This window comes from Micromonospora sp. L5 (assembly GCF_000177655.2).
Classification (GTDB): Bacteria; Actinomycetota; Actinomycetes; order Mycobacteriales; family Micromonosporaceae; genus Micromonospora; species Micromonospora aurantiaca.
The window spans coordinates 1,703,001-1,719,700 of record NC_014815.1 but is presented as its reverse complement, the minus strand read 5'-3'; the positions used below and the strand labels follow the sequence as shown (position 1 = coordinate 1,719,700).

At 73.0% G+C, this 16,700-nt stretch carries 15 protein-coding genes and 1 pseudogene; 5 read left to right on the top strand and 11 right to left on the bottom strand.

Annotation, left to right across the window (positions count from 1 at the left end; all coding sequences use genetic code 11):
• Positions 1 to 90 precede the first annotated feature (90 nt).
• Entirely contained in the window at positions 91 to 510 is a 420-nt protein-coding gene (locus ML5_RS08435) for a 50S ribosomal protein L7/L12 (RefSeq protein WP_013474397.1), read from the bottom strand.
• Between the two features lie 124 nt (positions 511 to 634).
• Between ML5_RS08435 and ML5_RS08430 the strand changes: the two genes are divergently transcribed.
• Complete coding sequence (locus ML5_RS08430) at positions 635 to 2,230, top strand: NAD(P)/FAD-dependent oxidoreductase (RefSeq protein WP_041784157.1); 1,596 nt, start codon at positions 635 to 637, stop codon at positions 2,228 to 2,230.
• A 68-nt stretch (positions 2,231 to 2,298) separates the two neighbouring features.
• On the opposite strand, the gene ML5_RS08425 is transcribed toward ML5_RS08430, so the two are convergent.
• Positions 2,299 to 2,937: a TMEM175 family protein gene (locus tag ML5_RS08425; protein ID WP_049794868.1), complete on the bottom strand. Its 639-nt coding sequence runs from the start codon at positions 2,935 to 2,937 to the stop codon at positions 2,299 to 2,301.
• Between the two features lie 108 nt (positions 2,938 to 3,045).
• Positions 3,046 to 4,626 carry a Rieske 2Fe-2S domain-containing protein gene (locus tag ML5_RS08420; RefSeq protein WP_013284613.1) on the bottom strand — a complete coding sequence of 527 codons (1,581 nt, stop codon included), beginning with the start codon at positions 4,624 to 4,626 and terminating at the stop codon, positions 3,046 to 3,048.
• A gap of 248 nt (positions 4,627 to 4,874) precedes the next feature.
• Here ML5_RS08420 and ML5_RS08415 point away from each other — a divergent pair, with 248 nt between their 5' ends.
• The gene (locus ML5_RS08415; protein ID WP_013284612.1) at positions 4,875 to 5,099 is read left to right on the top strand and encodes a hypothetical protein; all 225 of its coding nucleotides are present in this window, start codon (positions 4,875 to 4,877) and stop codon (positions 5,097 to 5,099) included.
• A 78-nt stretch (positions 5,100 to 5,177) separates the two neighbouring features.
• Here the strand turns inward: ML5_RS08415 and ML5_RS08410 are convergent, their stop codons facing one another.
• The 8 genes from ML5_RS08410 to ML5_RS08375 form a co-directional block, all read right to left on the bottom strand.
• Positions 5,178 to 6,407 carry a DivIVA domain-containing protein gene (locus tag ML5_RS08410; protein ID WP_013474395.1) on the bottom strand — a complete coding sequence of 410 codons (1,230 nt, stop codon included), beginning with the start codon at positions 6,405 to 6,407 and terminating at the stop codon, positions 5,178 to 5,180.
• A 22-nt stretch (positions 6,408 to 6,429) separates the two neighbouring features.
• Positions 6,430 to 7,575, bottom strand: a complete 1,146-nt coding sequence (rlmN, locus tag ML5_RS08405; protein ID WP_013284610.1) for a 23S rRNA (adenine(2503)-C(2))-methyltransferase RlmN — start codon at positions 7,573 to 7,575, stop codon at positions 6,430 to 6,432.
• A gap of 104 nt (positions 7,576 to 7,679) precedes the next feature.
• The gene (locus tag ML5_RS08400) at positions 7,680 to 9,005 is read right to left on the bottom strand and encodes a phosphatidate cytidylyltransferase (protein WP_013474394.1); all 1,326 of its coding nucleotides are present in this window, start codon (positions 9,003 to 9,005) and stop codon (positions 7,680 to 7,682) included.
• Positions 9,006 to 9,259: 254 nt separating this feature from the next.
• Entirely contained in the window at positions 9,260 to 9,817 is a 558-nt protein-coding gene (frr, locus tag ML5_RS08395) for a ribosome recycling factor (protein ID WP_013284608.1), read from the bottom strand.
• 85 nt (positions 9,818 to 9,902) lie between these two features.
• On the bottom strand, positions 9,903 to 10,670 hold the full coding sequence (gene pyrH / locus ML5_RS08390) for a UMP kinase (protein WP_013284607.1): 768 nt from the start codon (positions 10,668 to 10,670) through the stop codon (positions 9,903 to 9,905).
• 157 nt (positions 10,671 to 10,827) lie between these two features.
• A complete protein-coding gene (gene tsf / locus ML5_RS08385) occupies positions 10,828 to 11,655 on the bottom strand; it encodes a translation elongation factor Ts (protein ID WP_013284606.1) in 828 nt (275 codons plus the stop codon).
• Between the two features lie 128 nt (positions 11,656 to 11,783).
• Positions 11,784 to 12,650, bottom strand: coding sequence for a 30S ribosomal protein S2 (gene rpsB, locus ML5_RS08380; protein ID WP_013474393.1), 867 nt, complete (start codon positions 12,648 to 12,650; stop codon positions 11,784 to 11,786).
• A gap of 332 nt (positions 12,651 to 12,982) precedes the next feature.
• Positions 12,983 to 14,038: a hypothetical protein gene (locus tag ML5_RS08375; RefSeq protein WP_236619379.1), complete on the bottom strand. Its 1,056-nt coding sequence runs from the start codon at positions 14,036 to 14,038 to the stop codon at positions 12,983 to 12,985.
• A gap of 313 nt (positions 14,039 to 14,351) precedes the next feature.
• Between ML5_RS08375 and ML5_RS08370 the strand changes: the two genes are divergently transcribed.
• The 3 genes and pseudogenes from ML5_RS08370 to ML5_RS08360 all read left to right on the top strand — a co-directional run.
• Positions 14,352 to 14,711 carry a YraN family protein gene (locus tag ML5_RS08370; protein WP_030269908.1) on the top strand — a complete coding sequence of 120 codons (360 nt, stop codon included), beginning with the start codon at positions 14,352 to 14,354 and terminating at the stop codon, positions 14,709 to 14,711.
• 1 nt (position 14,712) lies between these two features.
• The gene (locus ML5_RS08365; protein WP_013474390.1) at positions 14,713 to 16,233 is read left to right on the top strand and encodes a YifB family Mg chelatase-like AAA ATPase; all 1,521 of its coding nucleotides are present in this window, start codon (positions 14,713 to 14,715) and stop codon (positions 16,231 to 16,233) included.
• Positions 16,230 to 16,691 (top strand): annotated as a pseudogene (locus tag ML5_RS08360) (DNA-processing protein DprA); the annotation flags it as partial. The gene ML5_RS08365 and the pseudogene ML5_RS08360, both read left to right, overlap by 4 nt.
• Between the last annotated feature and the right edge of the window lie 9 nt (positions 16,692 to 16,700).

Genomic DNA, 16,700 nt, shown 5'->3' with positions numbered 1-16,700 from the left:
GGAGGCGGTGGGTGTCCCGTCGACGGTAGGACGGAAATGCATCGACAACTGCCACTATAGGGTGAACGCCCGGTGACTGCCGTCCGGCCGTCAGAGGCCCTCGACGTACCGCTTCGCGTCGGCGAGCGACATGTGCGTGTGCTCCCGTACCACCTTGATCGCCTGGATCTTCCTGCCCTGGTACAGCAGCCGCGCGGCCTCGGCCCGCACCGCCTCGTCGACGCCCTTTCCGGGCGCCGGAGGGCCGGGCGGCCAGGATCCGCCGGCCGCCAGCGCGTCCACCGCCCGTTTCGCGTCCAGCAGCGACAGCCCGGTCTGCTCGCGCAGCACCTTGACCGCCTCGACCGTACGCCCCGCGCGGGCCAGCCGGAGCACCTCGGCCTGCCCGTCGCCGGCCGGGCGATCAGGGGCGACCAGGTCCCGGGGACGGTCGCGCCGCAGCACGAGCAGGAGCAGGAGCACCACCACGACGAGCGCCACCGCGAGCGCGATCTGAACAGCCGGGGACATGCCCGGAACGGTAGCGCCCCGCCGCGAACCCTCCCGTCCGGGACGGGCCGCCGCTACGCTCCGCGGCATGAGCGAACGCACCGAGCGAAGCGAGGGCCGTGAGCGCATGCCCAGCCCGCACTCCATGAGCGACGCGAGTGAGCTGCCGTCCCGCGCCGACGTCGTGGTGGTCGGCGCCGGACACAACGGCCTGGTCTCGGCGATCCTGCTGGCCCGCGCCGGCTTGGACGTGCTGGTGCTGGAGGCGTCAGTGGTGATCGGCGGGGCGACCCGCACCGAGAACCCGTTCCCGAAGGTGCCGGGGCTGCGTCACTCCACCGGGTCGTACCTGCTCGGGCTGATGCCGCCGGAGCTGCTGGCCACGCTCGACGTGACCATCCCGGTGCTGCGCCGCGACCCGCACTACTTCCTGCCCACGCCGGGCGGGCTCGGCTCGCCGTACCTGCTGGCCGGCAGCGACGTGGCGGCGAGCCGGCGGCAGCTCGCGGAGATGTTCTCTCCCGCCGACGTCGCCGCCGACGACGCGCTGCACGCCGAGCTGGCCCAGCTGCGGGAGGATCTCGCCCCGGCGTGGCTGGCCGAGCCGCTGCCGGTCGAGGAGACCGCCGAACGCTACGTGCGGCCCGCGCTGCGGCAGGTCTTCGTCGACCTGGTGCGCGGCTCGGTGGCCGACCACCTGGCCCGCTTCGATTTCCGCTCCGAGCTGCTGGTCAGCATGTACGCGGTCACCGACGGCCTGTCCGGGCTCAACGCCGGCCCGGACGATCCCGGAACGGGTCACAACTTCCTGGTGCACAACATGTGCCGGCTGCCGGGCGCGGACGGCACCTGGATGATCACCCGGGGCGGCATGGGCACGGTGTCCCGCACGTTCGCCGAGGCCGCCGTGCGCGCCGGGGCGCGGATCGTGGCCGACGCGCCGGTCACAGCGATCCGGCTGGCCGGAGGCGCCGCCGCCGGGGTGACGCTCGCCGACGGGCGGGAGGTGGACGCCTCCGTGGTGCTCGGCGCCTGTGACCCGTACCGGCTGATGGAGCTGCTGCCCGACGGCGCGCTCCCGGCCGAGCTGGGCGCGCGGATGGCGGCGGTCCGCCGCACCGGCACCACGCTCAAGCTCAACCTGGCGCTGACCGGGCTGCCGCGCTTCTCCTGCCTGCCGGACGACGCGCCGAGCCCGTTCGGGTCGACCATCCACCTGCTGCCCGGCTCGGCTTCACTCGTCGGCGACGGCGGCGAGTCGCCGATGGCGGCGCTGCGCGGCATGTGGGCGGACGTGCGGGCCGGGCGGCTGCCGGAGGAGCCGACGATCGAGTGGTACCTGCACACGACCGTCGACCCGTCGCTGTCCGACGACGCGGGGCACCACTCGTCGGCCCTGTTCGTGCAGTCGGTCCCCTACGAGCTGGCCGGCACCACCTGGGAGGCGGCGCTGCCCGGCTACGTGGAGCGGCTGATCGCGATCTGCGAGCGGTACGCCCCGGGCGCCGGTGACCTGGTCGCGGACGCGGTGCCGCTGCCGCCGCCCGGCATCGAGGCGCACTTCGGCATCACCGGCGGGCACATCCACCACGTCGACAACACGGTGTCGTTCACCGACCGGATGCCGTACGCCACGGGGGTGGACGGCGTGTACGCGGGCAGCGCCGGCTGCCACCCGGCGGGCAGCGTGATCGGCGCGGCCGGGCACAACGCGGCCCGCCGCATCCTCGCCGAGATGTAAGGAAGGGCCCCTTATTAACGCCTCCGGTAGAGGAAGGGCCCCTTCTTAACAACCGCCTCAACAACCGCTCACGGCGTCTCGGGCGCCTCCTGGCCGGCGGGCGGGAGGTCGCCCGGCCCGCGCACCAGGTAGACGCCGACCAGCAGCAGGTACGCCAGCAGGCTCAGCACCGGGTCGACGAACACGATCGCGAACGCGATGAGGTAGAGCAGCGGCCCGAGGCGGAACCGGCGGGCCACGGCCCGCGCCAGCCTCGGGTCCAAACCCGGTTGCAGCAGCCCGCGGCGGCGCGCCCACCACCAGCTCAGGTTGAAGAACAGCGCCTCACCGAGCACCACGCCCGCGTACAGCGCGGCGGTCAGCCGCTGGTCGCCGACGGTGCCGCGCAGGTTGTCCGCGAGCAGGTCCGCGGTGAACGGGATCGCCGCCACGAACATCAGCAGCAGCAGGTTCAGCACCAGCAGCATCTGGTCGACCCGGCGGACGTAACGCCACATGTTGTGGTGGGTCAGCCAGACCTGGCCGACGATGGCGAACGTGATCACGTACGCCAGGTAGGCGCGCCACTCGTGCAGCAGGGCGGCCGGCAGCCCGTCGTCCTGCGGCGTGTCCGGGTCGAACGACAGCAGCTCGACGGCCATCAGGGTGAGCACGATGGCGATCACCGCGTCGCTGAACGCCTCCACCCGGGAGGCGTCGCGCGCCATCTCGTTGCCGCGCCCGAACCGGTACGCCGGTTCCCTGTCCGCACCCGTCACGCCGCCCCCTCACGACAGATGGTCGCGTGCCGGGGACGGCGGACGGGGCGGAACTCGTCAGATGGCCGCTTCCCCGGCCGGCGCCGGGGTCTCCGCGTCGGCGCGGTGCGCGCGGATCTTGTGCCCGACGCTGGTCAGGCAGCGCCCGCTGGCCAGGTCGAACTTCCAGCCGTGCAGCTGGCAGGTGAGCTGGTCGCCGTCGACGATGCCGAACCGGCTCAGGTCCGCCTTCAGGTGCGGGCAGCGCCGCTGCACCACCCAGCCGTCGAGCGTGATGTCCTCGGCGTCGACCGCCCGCTCGTGCTCGTCGTACCAGCCCTCGGCGTACTGGAGGCGCTCCTCGGACAGGCACTTGAAGAAGGCGTAGACGAACTCGTTGTACTGGCCGATGCGGGCCGCGGAGAAACGGCAGGACAGGAAGAGGGAGTTGACCCAGTCCACCTCGCCGATGTGCAGCAGGTGCTCGATCAGCGCCCGCTCGGTACGGAACCGGTAGCGGACCTTCTCGTCCGCGTACGGCCGGACCTCCTTGCCCGGGAAGTCCACCACGATGGATTCGACGCTCTCGCCGTCGTAGCCGACCAGGTCGAAGCGGACCGGCCCGCCGACGCCCTTGGCCAGGTAGATCGACTCGTCGAGCAGTGGCTCGATCCGGCGCTTCATCTCGCCGAGCACGTCGACCTCGGGGTGCCGCCAGGACGCCTTCTCGGCCTCGATGACGCCGCGCTTGCGCTCCCGCATCTCCTCCAGGTGGGCGACCTTGTTCGCGAAGAACTCCTCCACCGGCACCGGGTGGGTGGTGGTCGCGCCCTCGGTGGTGATCTCCGAGACGCTGCCCGGCAGCAACACGATGCCGTTGGTGCCGCCGACCTTGGCGTACTCGGCGAGGAACACCGACTGGTCGGGGAAGATGTTGCCCTCGTCGCCGAAGATGTCGTTGAACTGCCACAGCTCGTCGTCGAGGAAGCACGGTGGGCCGGCGATCGGGAAGACGTGGTCGGCCTTCAGGTCGTCGATGTAGCGCCAGGTGCGGTCGAACTGCCGGTCCCGCTTCTGCTTGCCGAACGCGGTCTTCGCCGCCTGCGGCAGCTCGTAGACCATCGGGTACCAGATCGCGCCGGAGAACTGGAGCATGTGCGCGTGCACGTGGCCCAGCTCGGCGAACACGCTGAGGTCGGTCGGACGGGCGTCGTTCTGGTTGAGCAGCCGGACGCCGTCGTACTCGACCCAGAGCGACGAGTCGCCGATCGGGCCGTCGGTCGGGCTGGTCAGCGCCTGGATCATGATCTTCAGGCCGCCGGGCAGCTCCACGACCTGCTCGTTCGGGGCCTTGAGGAACTTGGTGAAGCCCAGCTCCCGGAACTCGTCCTCCATCTCCGAGGTGGGGAACTCGGGCAGCAGGACGGTGGCGTCCTTCGACACGAAGTCACGCAGGTGCTTCGCGTCGAAGTGGTCCCGGTGCAGGTGCGACACGTACAGGTAGTCGACCTGGCCGAGGGTCGCCCAGTCGAGCAGGGAGTTGTCCGGGAAGGGGAACCACGAGGCGAAGTAGGCGGGGTTGACCCACGGGTCGCACAGGATGCTGCCCGCGGCCGTGTCGATCCGCATGCTGGCATGCCCCGTACCGGTCACTCGCACCGCAGTCCTCCTCAAAAAGGCATCAAGGTGTACGTCAAGACGCTACCGGAGGCAGTGTGCTCGCCGTCCCGCGACGCCGGTAGTGGCCAACCGCCCCCACCGGTACGGGACCAACGACCCGGGCCGTGCCGCCCGCCCGCTGTCGCCCGCCCGGGTCATCCCCGGCACAGGAGGTCGGACCCTGCGCCGGGCCCGGTTCGGGCCGTGCCAGACTGATCGGAGATCCGATCGCGAGGGAAGGACCGACAGTGGCAGGAGACGAGCCGGTAACCGCGCCAGATCAGCACAAGCCCGGACACCGCAAGTCCGGACGGATCGGTGCGGTGCTGTCGGCGGTGGCTTTGGTACTGATGGCGCTCTGCGGGATCGAGGAGGGCCGGGTGGAGCACATCTGGCTGTTCGGGATCGCCGGACTGCTGATCGCCATCGTCATCGGCGACGCCGTGCTGCGCCGCAACGGCCTGCGGTCCTGACGCGCGGCGCCCACGGTAGTGCGCGAAGGGCCCGCCCCTCACCGGGGGGCGGGCCCTTCGTCGTCTCGGGAGGCGGGGTCAGCGGCCGAGCAGGATGTCCTGCACGTCCTTGAGCGCGGCGTCGACCTCGGCCTCGAAGTAGCCACCGGGCACCAGCCCGAAGCGCAGCGTGTCGAGTTCCTTGGGGTTCACCGGCATCGGGTTGCGCCCCTGCATGCCGCCGAGCAGCGTCTCGAAGAACCGGTCGACCTGGTCCGGGTCGTACCCGCTGCCGAACCGCCGGACCTGGAAGCTGCGCCGGATCTGGTCGACCCGGTGCAGGTCGCTGCCGGGCGGGCCGGCCATCGGCGGCCCCACCATCGGCGGACCGGCGACCGGCGGGCTCACGAGCGGCGGGCCGGTCATCGAGGGGCCCGGGCCGTAGCCCTGGTCCGGCGGCCCGTAACCCGGGTCCGGCGGGCCGTAGCCGGGCTCCGGTGCGCCGTAACCCTGCTGCGGCAGCGCCGGCGGGCCACCGGGGCCACGACCGCGCAGCTCACGCTCGGGCATGCGGATCTCGGCGGTCATGTCGGCACGGGCACGCCGGCCGGCCTCGAACCCGTCGAAGTGCTCCTCCTGGCCGTACCCACCGGGGCCGCTGTCCGGCGGACCGTAGCCGCCAGGGCCGCTGTCCGGCGGGCCGTACCCACCGGGACCGTTGTCCGGCGGACCGTAGCCGCCGGGGCCGTTGTCCGGGGGGCCGTAGCCACCAGGGCCGGGCGGCAGGCCGCGCGAGGGCGGGCCGCCGTGCCCCATCGGCGCGCCCGGGCCCATCGGGCCGGGGCCACCCGGGCCGCGGGGGCCGTCGTAGCCACCGCGCGGGCCGTCGTAGCCACCGGCGAACGCGCCGGTCGGCTCGTCGTAGCGGTTGCCGTAGCGGTCGGCGGGCGGGCCGGGCTGGGCGGGCATCTGCCGGGGCGGCATCGGCGGCTGCGGCACCGGCGACATGCCCCGGTCGTCGCGCATCGGCGGGCCGAGCCGGTCGGCCATCCGCGGGTCGCCACCGCGCCCGGCCGGTGCGCCACCGCGCTCCTCCAACTCGGCGAGCTGGCGCTCGACCCGGTCGAGGTGCAGGTCGACCTGCCACTCGTCGTAGCCGTTGAACCGGACCCGGAAGACGACGTCGTGGACCTCCTGGGAGGCCACTGGCGCGCCGATCGGCTGGCCGTCGAGTGTCGCCTCGACCCGGTCCAGGAAGGCATCGACCTCGTCGACCTTGTAGCCCCGGCGGAGCGCCTTACGCCGGAAACGCTGACCCTGACTCGCCACTATGTCTCCTGGTCTCGTACCGCTACGCCGTTGCCGCGCGTGAGTCGCCGTCCGTGTCCCCGGCGGCGGCGAGCTGCCCACAGGCCCCGTCGATCTCGCGTCCCCGGGTGTCGCGCACCGTGGTCGACACCCCGGCGTCGCGCAACCGCCGGACGAACTCCCGCTCGACCGGCTTCGGGCTGGCGTCCCAGCGGCTGCCCGGAGTCGGGTTGAGCGGGATCAGGTTCACGTGGGCCAGCTTGCCGGCCAGTAGCCGCCCGAGCAGATCGGCTCTCCACGGCTGATCGTTCACGTCCTTGATCATCGCGTATTCGATGGACACGCGACGCCCCGTCGTGGCCGCGTAGTCCCACGCCGCGTCCAGCACCTCGGACACCTTCCAGCGCTGGTTGACCGGGACGAGTTCGTCGCGCAGCTCATCATCGGGGGCGTGCAGCGACAACGCAAGGGTCACCGAGAGGTCTTCGCTGGCCAGTCGGCGGATCGCCGGCACCAGACCGACGGTCGAGACGGTGATGTGCCGCTGCGACAGGCCCAGCCCCTCCGGCGCCGGGGCCACCAGCCGGCGGATCGCCGCCACCACCCGCGAGTAGTTCGCGAGCGGCTCGCCCATGCCCATGAACACCACGTGCGACAGCCGCGGCGGCGAACCGGCCACGACGCCGGACGCGGCCACCCCGGCCAGGTAGACCGCCTGGTCGACGATCTCGGCGGTGGACAGGTTGCGGGTCAGCCCGGCCTGGCCGGTGGCGCAGAACGGGCAGGCCATGCCGCAGCCGGCCTGGCTGGAGATGCAGACGGTCACCCGGTCCGGGTAGCCCATCAGCACGCTCTCCACCAGCGAGCCGTCGTGCAGCCGCCAGAGCGCCTTGCGGGTCGCGCCGTCGTCGCAGGCCAGCTCGCGGACCGGGGTCAGCAGCGTGGGCAGCAGCTCGCCCGCCAGCCGCTCCCGGGTCGCCGCCGGCAGGTCGGTCATCCGCTCCGGGTCGCGTACCAGGCGGCCGAAGTAGTGGTTGGAGACCTGCTTGGCGCGGAACGCGGGCTCACCCAGCTCGGCGACGAGCGCCTGCCGGCCCGGCAGGTCCAGGTCGGCGAGGTGGCGGGGAGGCATCGAGGGCCGGCGGCCGCGGGCGTCGGGGTCTACGGAGATCAGCGGAAGACTCGTCATGGCGCGTCCAGTCTGACACGCTCCCGCCCGGACGCACCCGTCCGTACGTGTCGAATCGCCCCCGGCCACCCGGCCCGCAGCGGGTCGCCGCCGTGACGCATGCCTCAGTTCACCACCGGGACGAAGACGGCGAGCAGCAGGTAGGCCACCGGCACGGCGAACAGGATCGAGTCGAGCCGGTCCATCAGGCCGCCGTGCCCGGGCAGCAGGTTGCTCATGTCCTTGACGCCGAGATCCCGCTTGATCATCGACTCGGCCAGGTCACCGAGCACCGCCGAGACCGAGATCGCCATCCCGAACAACGCGCCCCACCAGGGCGCCACGTCGAACAACGCCCACAGCAGCGCCGCGCTGCCCGCCGCCGCTGCGGTCACCGAGCCGGCGAAGCCCTCCCAGGACTTCTTCGGGCTGATCGTGGGCGCCATCGGGTGCTTGCCGAACGACACGCCCGCGGCGTACCCGCCGGTGTCGGAGAGCACCACCGCAGCCAGCGTCACCAGCACCCGCAGGTGCCCGTCATCAGGCGCCGCCGCGAGCATGGCCGCGAACCCGGCGAGGAACGGCACGTACACCGCGATCAGGGTGGCCGCGGTCAGGTCGCGCTGGTAGTTGCCGGGCCCGTCGCCCAGCCGCCAGATCATCGTGCCCAGCACCGTGACCAGCAGGCCGAGGCAGAGCGCGTCGGGGCCCGCGTACCAGGCCAGGCCCACTGTGATCACACCACCGGCGACGAGCGGCGCCAGCGGCGGGTGGGCGCCGCTGCGGCGTACCGCGCGGGCCATCTCCCAGATGCCGATCCCCACAGCGGTCGCCAGCACGGCGAGGAACGCCGGCATGAAGAAGAACAGCGGCACCACGACCGCCGCGCCGAGGGCCACCCCGACGCCGATCGCGGCCGGCAGGTTGCGCCCCGCCCGGGACGTCTTCGGCACGGTGGTCGGCGGACGCTCGGCGCTCGCCCGTCGGCGTCCCGGCCCGCGGCGCCCGGCCGGCGGCTCCGAGGCGGGCTCGTCGCGTACCGCCGGGATCTGCTCGGTGGGCTCGTCGCGCACCGGCGCGATCTGCGCGGTCGGGTACTCGTCGTCGCGGGCGGGCTCACCCCACGGGCCGTCGTGGTCCGGCCCGGCGGGCCGCCCACGGTCGCCGGCCGCCGGTCCGTCGTACCGGCCCGGGCCGTCGTGGTGCCGCGAGGTCGTCGGGTACGGCCCGGCGTAGGTGTCGGATCCGGTGTACGTGTCCGGACCGGCGTACGTGTCCGGGGCTGCTCCGGGACGCGCGTAGGTGTCCGGCTCGGCGGGGTGGGTGTGCGCGGCCGGGCCGGGCCGCCAGGGGCCGGGCTCCAGATCGGTGTCCGGCCAGGGCAGGGCCGGGGCGGCCGGGCGGTCCCAGCCACGCGACTCGGTGTTGCCGTAGGGGTCGGGGTGGGACATCACGCACCGGCAGCCGGTACGAGAGCCACCACATGACGCAAGACCAAGACCATCCCCTACCGGCGTGAGACTTCCTGTTGACCGACCGACGGCCGGGCGACTCCCGCCGTTCACCCCGTGGTGGTCGGGAATCGTGCCGAGCCTACTGCACCCGCCGCGGCCCCGAGGGTGTGCGCCGCCGGGCACGACGACGGCACCGGGCCGCCGCCCGGGCGGGCGACGGCGGCGCGGTGCCGTGCGAGGTACGCGGGTGCTCAGACTTCGAGCAGCTCGCTCTCCTTGTGCTTGACCAGCTCGTCGACTCCTGCGACGAAGCGCTGGGTCAGGTCGTCCAGCTCCTTCTCCGCGCGCCGGCCCTCGTCCTCGCCGACCTCGCCGTCCTTGACCAGGCGGTCCAGCTCCTCCTTGGCCTTGCGGCGGATGTTGCGGACGGCGACCTTGGCCTCCTCGCCCTTCTGCCGGGCGACCTTGATCATGTCGCGGCGCCGCTCCTCGGTCATCTGCGGCAGGACGATGCGGAGCTGGTTGCCCTCGTTGTTCGGGTTGGCCCCGAGGTCCGAGTCGCGGATCGCCTTCTCCATGGCGCCCAGCTGCGAGTTGTCGTACGGCTTGATGATCACCATGCGCGGCTCGGGCACCGCGATGGACGCCATCTGCGGCAGCGGGGTCGGGCTGCCGTAGTAGTCGATGACGATCCGGGAGAACATGGCGGCGTTGGCGCGTCCGGTACGGATGCCGCCGAACTCCTCCTTGGCGTGCTCGATGGCACGCTCCATCTTCTCCTCCGCCTCGAGGAGGGTGTCGTCGATCACCGGTCTCCTCGCCTCCTTCTGTCGCTCGTCGTGTGTGGTGCGGGTGCTGCCGTGGCAGAGGGACCGCTGCCGGCCGGCGGGCCGGTCAGGCGGTGATCAGGGTGCCGATCTTCTCGCCGCCGACGGCCCGGACGATGGTGTCGTCGCCCTGGGCGCCGAAGACCAGCATCGGCAGGCCGTTCTCCATGCAGAGGCTGAACGCGGCGGCGTCGGCCACCCGCAGGTTACGGCGCAGCACCTCGGAGAAGGTGATCGAGTCGAGCTTGCTCGCGGTCGGGTCGATCCGGGGGTCGGCGGTGTAGACCGCGTCCACGCCGTTCTTGCTCATCAGCACCACGTCCGCGCGGATCTCCAGCGCCCGCTGGGCGGCCACCGTGTCGGTGGAGAAGTACGGCATGCCGGCGCCGGCGCCGAAGATGACCACGCGGCCCTTCTCCAGGTGCCGGATCGCGCGCAGCGGGATGTACGGCTCGGCGACCTGGGCCATCGTGATGGCGCTCTGCACCCGGGTCTCGATGCCCTCCTTCTCCAGGAAGTCCTGGAGGGCCAGGCAGTTCATGACCGTGCCGAGCATGCCCATGTAGTCGGCGCGGGCGCGGTCCATGCCGCGCTTCTGCAGCTCGGCGCCGCGGAAGAAGTTGCCGCCGCCGACCACCACCGACACCTGCACGCCGCGGCGTACCACTGTGGCGATCTGGCGGGCGATGCCCTGCACGACGTCGGGGTCGACGCCGATCGCGCCGCCGCCGAAGACCTCACCGGAGAGCTTCAGCACCACCCGGCGGGACCGACCGGGCGGAGGGGCGGTCGGGTCCTCCGCCGCCAGGCTCCGGTCACTCACAACCTGCGTCATCCGCCCCGCCCCTTCTCCCCGCGCATCGCGCGAGCGTCGCGTACGTGCCCCTGCCGACCCTATGTGACGAGGAGGCCGCGGTGCCTGTCGCGTACACCGGCGGCCTCCTCGTCGACGTTCTCCCCTGTGCCCGGGCCGGACGGCCCGGTGCGGCGGCTCAGGCCTGGCCGACCTCGAACCGCAGGAAGCGGGTCACCTCGATGCCGGCGTCGGCCAGCACCTGCTTGACGGTCTTCTTGTTGTCGGCGACCGACGACTGCTCCAGCAGGACGAAGTCCTTGAAGAAGGCGTTGACCCGGCCCTCGACGATCTTCGGCAGCGCCGCCTCGGGCTTGTTCTCCTCGCGGGCGGTCTGCTCGGCGATGCGCCGCTCGGACTCGACGGTCTCGGCCGGCACCTCGTCGCGGGTGAGGTACTTCGGCCGCATCGCGGCGATCTGCATGGCCACGGCGCGCGCGTCGGCGTCGGCCGCCTCATCGCTCTTGCCGGTGAACTCGACCAGCACGCCGACCGCCGGGGGCAGGTCCTGGCTCTTGCGGTGCATGTAGACCGCAGTGGTGCCGTCCAGCTTGGCGAAGCGGTTGAGCACCAGCTTCTCGCCGATCTTGGCGGACTGCTCCTGGATCAGGTCGGCCACGCTCTTGCCGTCGATGCTGCTGGCGAGCAGCTCCTCGGCGTTGGTGGCGCCGCTGGCCACGCCGTGCTCGACCAGCTGCTGGGCCAGCGCGATGAAGGCGTCGTTCTTGGCGACGAAGTCGGTCTCGCAGTTGAGCTCGAGCAGCGCCTGGCCGGAGTGGGCGATCAGGCCGTTGGCGGCGGTGCGCCCGGCCCGCTTGCCGACGTCCTTGGCGCCCTTGACGCGCAGGATCTCGACGGCCTTGTCGAAGTCGCCCTCGGCCTCGGTCAGCGCCTTCTTGGAGTCCATCATGCCGGCGCCGGTGAGGTCGCGGAGCTTCTTGACGTCCGCGGCGGTGAAGTTGGACATGACTCTCTCTTCGATGTCAGTGAGGTGGTCTGGGGTGCTGGTTACCCGGTTCCGGGCCGGTTCTGCCCGGCGTACCCGTCACGCCCCCACCGCCGGGAATCGCCGACGGTGGGGACGCGACGGCGAGATCACTCCGCGGAGGCGGTCGCCGGCTGCTCGGCGGCAGGCGCGGCCGGCTCGGCGGCGGCGGGCTGCTCGTCGGCCTTCTTCGGCTCCTCGAGCAGCTCGCGCTCCCACTCGGCCAGCGGCTCGTCGGCGCCGACCTGGCCGGCCTCGGGCTTCTCGTCCGCGCCCCGGTTGCGGCCGGAACGGGCGATCAGACCGTCGGCGACGGCGGCGGCCACGACCTTGGTCAGCAGCTCGGCCGAGCGGATGGCGTCGTCGTTGCCCGGGATCGGGAAGTCGACCTCGTCCGGGTCGCAGTTGGTGTCGAGCACCGCGATCACCGGGATGCCCAGCTTGCGGGCCTCGTCGACGGCGATGTGCTCCTTCTTGGTGTCGACGATCCAGACCGCGGCCGGGAGCTTCTGCATGTCCCGCAGACCACCGAGGGTCTTGGTGAGCTTGATCTTCTCGCGGGAGAGCTGGAGCGTCTCCTTCTTGGTGTAACCGGCGGCGGTGCCGCTCAGGTCACCCAGAGCCTCCAGCTCCTTCATCCGCTGGAGCCGCTTGTACACGGTCTGGAAGTTGGTCAGCATGCCACCGAGCCAGCGGTGGTTGACGTACGGCTGGCCGACCCGGGTCGCCTGCTCGGCGATGGCCTCCTGGGCCTGCTTCTTGGTGCCGACGAACAGGATGCTGCCGCCACCGGCGACGGTGGTGCGGACGAACTCGTACGCCTTCTCGATGTAGTCGAGCGTCTGGCGCAGGTCGATGATGTAGATACCGTTGCGCTCGGTGAAGATGAAGCGCTTCATCTTCGGGTTCCAGCGGCGGGTCTGGTGCCCGAAGTGCACACCGCTTTCCAGCAGCTGACGCATGGTCACGACGGCCATGGTGGGTTACTCCTACGTTGTCCCTGGTTGTCCGTCCAGCCGGCGGCCGGACGCCTGGCGCCCGATCGCCGGCCAGGGTGGGCCCGGTACGTCAGACCGGGACCAGGGAGGCCGTCGCCCCACGGAGGAGACCGTGGAGAGGGCACGCGAGGTCGACCGCACGAGGCGGTCGCCAGTCGACCAGTGTACGCGCCCTCTCCGCTGTACGACCTCCGGGTGCAGAGACCGGCCTGATCGACTCCAGGTGCGCCTTGATCGGCTCCGGGACGGCGAAGTGGCGGCGTCACCCTGTCGGTGACACCGCCACTACGGCGTACCGGGGTCGGGCCGTCTCAGCCCGCCGCGAGGGCGGCGGCGAGGAACAGCACCAGCCCGACGGTCAGGTACGCCGTCGGCGGGCGCAGCCAGCCCCGGCTGCCGTCGGCGAGCGCCAGCCCGCCGGTGCGCAGCCCGTACAGGCCGGTGCCGAAGATCGGCAGGCCGACCACCAGGAAGATGCCCACCACCACGTGCGACGTCGACACCGGGTCGCCGAACAGGCCGTGCAGCAACACCCGTACCGCCGGCACCTCCAGCACCAGCACCATCACCGCCAGCAGCACCGCCAGCGCGGGGCGCCGGGTCCGGTAGACGCCGTCACCGGGCGGCGGCCCGTCCGGACGCGGCAGCACCGCGGGCATCGGGCCGGTCGGCATCTCCAACGGATTCGGGGTCGCGGCCGGCTGGGCCGGACCACCCGGACGCTCACCGATCCGCAGCGGGGTGGCCTCACCGGGGTTCAGCCGCGCCGCGGCGGTCGCCTCGGCTCCGCCGTCCGCGCCCGCGGTACCAGGCGCCGGCTCGACGACCGGGTAGCCGCCGATCGGGCTGAGCCGGGGTTTGTCGACGCCGCCGACAGTGCTGCGGGCGTCGACGCCGGCGCCACCGGCCGGGTCGCTGCCGTGGGCGATGAGGCCGTACGGGTCGGTGCCCGCCGGGGCCGCGCCGGTCAGCGGGGCGGTCGCCGGCGTACCGAGCGTGCTCGACAGCGGGTTGCCGTGCGCGGCGGTGCCGAGCGCGTCGACGCCGCTGCGGGACACCGTGCCGAGCGGGTCGGCCGCCGACTCGCGTGCGGCGCGACGGCCGGCGCGCGATCCGGGCAGCTCACCGGAGACCTCCGGGTCGTCCGGACGCTGCGACCGCCAGCTGCTCGTGTCGTCCACCAGCGGATCGGCGGCGGAGTACCGGCCCGGCTCGGCGTACCGGTTCTCACCGGCGCGCTGCTCGGGCGTGCGGTAGTCGTCGTCGCGGTAGCGGGGCTCGCCCGCGGCGCGCCAGTCCGACTCGTATCCCCGGTCGCCCCATCGCGACCCCTGCTCATCCTCGGAGTAGCTCCGTCGTCCGTCCACGACCGGCACGGTATGCGACGGGCACCAGCCGCGCCATTCGGGTCTCCTGGGGATCGGCCCAGGTCAGCACCGATGCCGCCGGGTCGCCGACGGGACACGGTCAGTAGCCGTAGGGCGTGAACGTCGGCGCGCCGTCCGGGTACGGGAAGTCGTCGGGGAAGGCGGGCACCACCCACTCGCGGTTCAGCACGGCGACCAGGCTCCGTAGCAGATCGGACCCATGATCGTCGTTCCGTCCACAAGCCCACCCCTGTCCACAGGCAACCGATCCGCGTCCCCCGCGACAGTGGCCTCCGGTCGCATCCTGGCCGGCATGACGAACCGGAACCGAGCCGTCGGGGCGTACGGCGAGCGGTGCGCGCTACGGCACCTGATCGAGACGGGCCTGCGCCCGGTCGCCCGCAACTGGCGCTGCCCCGAGGGCGAGATCGACATCATCGCCTGGGAGGGCCCGGTCCTCGCCATCTGCGAGGTCAAGACCCGCCGGAGCGAGCAGTTCGGCTCCCCCGCCGAGGCCGTCGTGCGGGCCAAGGCCCGCCGGCTGCGCGGCCTGGCCGCGCGCTGGCTCGCCGAGACCGGCACCACCGCCGCCGAGGTCCGCTTCGACGTGCTCTCCGTCCGGCTCCCGCTCACCGGCCCCGCCCGCGTCGAGCACCTCCGCGGCGCGTTCTGACATGGGGTACGCGAAGGTGCTGAGCGTCGGCCTGGCCGGAGTCGCCGGGCATCTCGTCGAGGTCGAGGCCGACCTGGCTCCCGGACTGCCCGCGGTGATCATCTCCGGTCTGCCGGACACCGCGTTGCACGAGGCGCGCGACCGGGTCCGCGCCGCGATCGTCAACTCCGGCCAGAAGTGGCCCAACCGCCGCATCACGCTCAACCTGCTCCCCGCCACCCTGCCGAAGTACGGCTCGGCGTTCGACCTCGCCATCGCGCTCGCCGTCCTGGCCGGCTCGGGCGAACTGCCACCGGTCGCCCTGGACGCCACAGTCGTGCTCGGCGAACTCGGCCTCGACGGCGCGGTACGCCCCGTCCGCGGCACGCTGCCGATGGTCGCCGCCGCCGCCCGCGCCGGGCACACCCGCGTCGTCGTACCCGCCGGCAACGCCGCCGAGGCGGCAGTCATCCCGGGCGTACGCGTGCACGCGGTCGACACGCTGCACCGGCTCGTCGCCCACGTCCGCGACGGCAGTCCGCTGCTCGCCCCACCCGCCCACGTCCCGGCCTGCGGCCCGGCCGGGCCCGACCTGGTCGACGTGGCCGGGCAGCCGCTCGGGCGGCGTGCCCTGGAGATCGCCGCCGCGGGGGGCCACCACCTCGCGCTGTTCGGTCCGCCCGGCGCCGGCAAGACCATGCTCGCCGAACGGCTGCCGTCGATCCTGCCCGAACTGGACGACGAGGCAGCCCTGGAGGTGACGGCGCTGCACTCGATCGCCGGCCTGCTGCCACCCGGTGGCGGGCTGCTGCGCCGTCCCCCGCTCCAGGCGCCGCACCACACCGCCACGGTGCCCGCGCTCGTCGGAGGCGGTTCCGGGCTGGCCCGGCCCGGCGCGGTGTCACTCGCTCACCGTGGGGTCCTGTTCCTGGACGAGGCGCCCGAGTTCAGCAAGGGCGCGCTGGAGGCGTTGCGGCAGCCGCTGGAGAGCGGCCGGGTGCGGGTGGCGCGTACCCGGGGTGCCACCGAGTACCCGGCCCGCACCCAACTGGTGCTGGCGGCCAACCCCTGTCCGTGCGCGAAGCCCTCCGGCGACGTCGACTGCGAGTGCCCGCCCCTGGCCCGGCGACGCTACCTGGGACGGTTGTCGGGTCCGCTGCTCGACCGGGTGGACGTGCAGGTCCGGCTGACGGCGGTACGCGCGGCGGAGCTGCTGAGCACCGACGCCGCGCACGAGTCCTCGGCCACCGTCGCCGCCCGGGTCGTCGCCGCGCGGCACGCCGCCGCCGATCGCTGGGCGGCCACCGGGCACCGGGTGAACGCCGACGTCCCCGGCCCGTACCTGCGCCGGCCGCCGTGGCACCTGCCGGCCCGGGTCACCACGGATCTGCGCCGCCGGCTCGACACCGGATCGCTGTCCGCGCGCGGCTACGACCGCGTACTCCGTCTCGCCTGGACCATCGCGGACCTGGACGGGCGGGACCGGCCCGGCCACGACGACGTCGCGGAGGCCATCCAGCTCCGGACCGGGGAGGTCGCGTGAGCGCCGACGACCGCCGGCTGGCGCGGGTCGCGCTCACCTGGCTCGCCGAGCCCGGCACCCGGTCGGTGTACGCACTGGTCGAGCGGATCGGACCGGTCGCCACGCTCGACCTGCTGTTGTCCGGCGAGGCGCCGGAGCGGACACTGCGGTCGGCCGTCGCGGCGCGCGGCGTCTCCGGCGACGCCCGGACGGTCGCCGCGGAGGCACTGGCCCGCGGTGAACGGCTCGGCGCTCGCCTGGTCACCCCGGAGGACGACGAGTGGCCGGCTCAGGTCGGCGACCTGCGCCGGCTGGCGCTCTCCGGTGCCACCCGGCGGGTCGACGTGGAGACCGATCCGCCGCTCTGTTTCTGGGTACGCGGAGCGTGGTCGCTCGGTGAGGCGCTGGCGCGCTCGGTGGCGGTGGTCGGCGCGCGGGCGGCAACCCCCTACGGCGCGCACATCGCCACCGCGAAGGGGGGTTAGGGA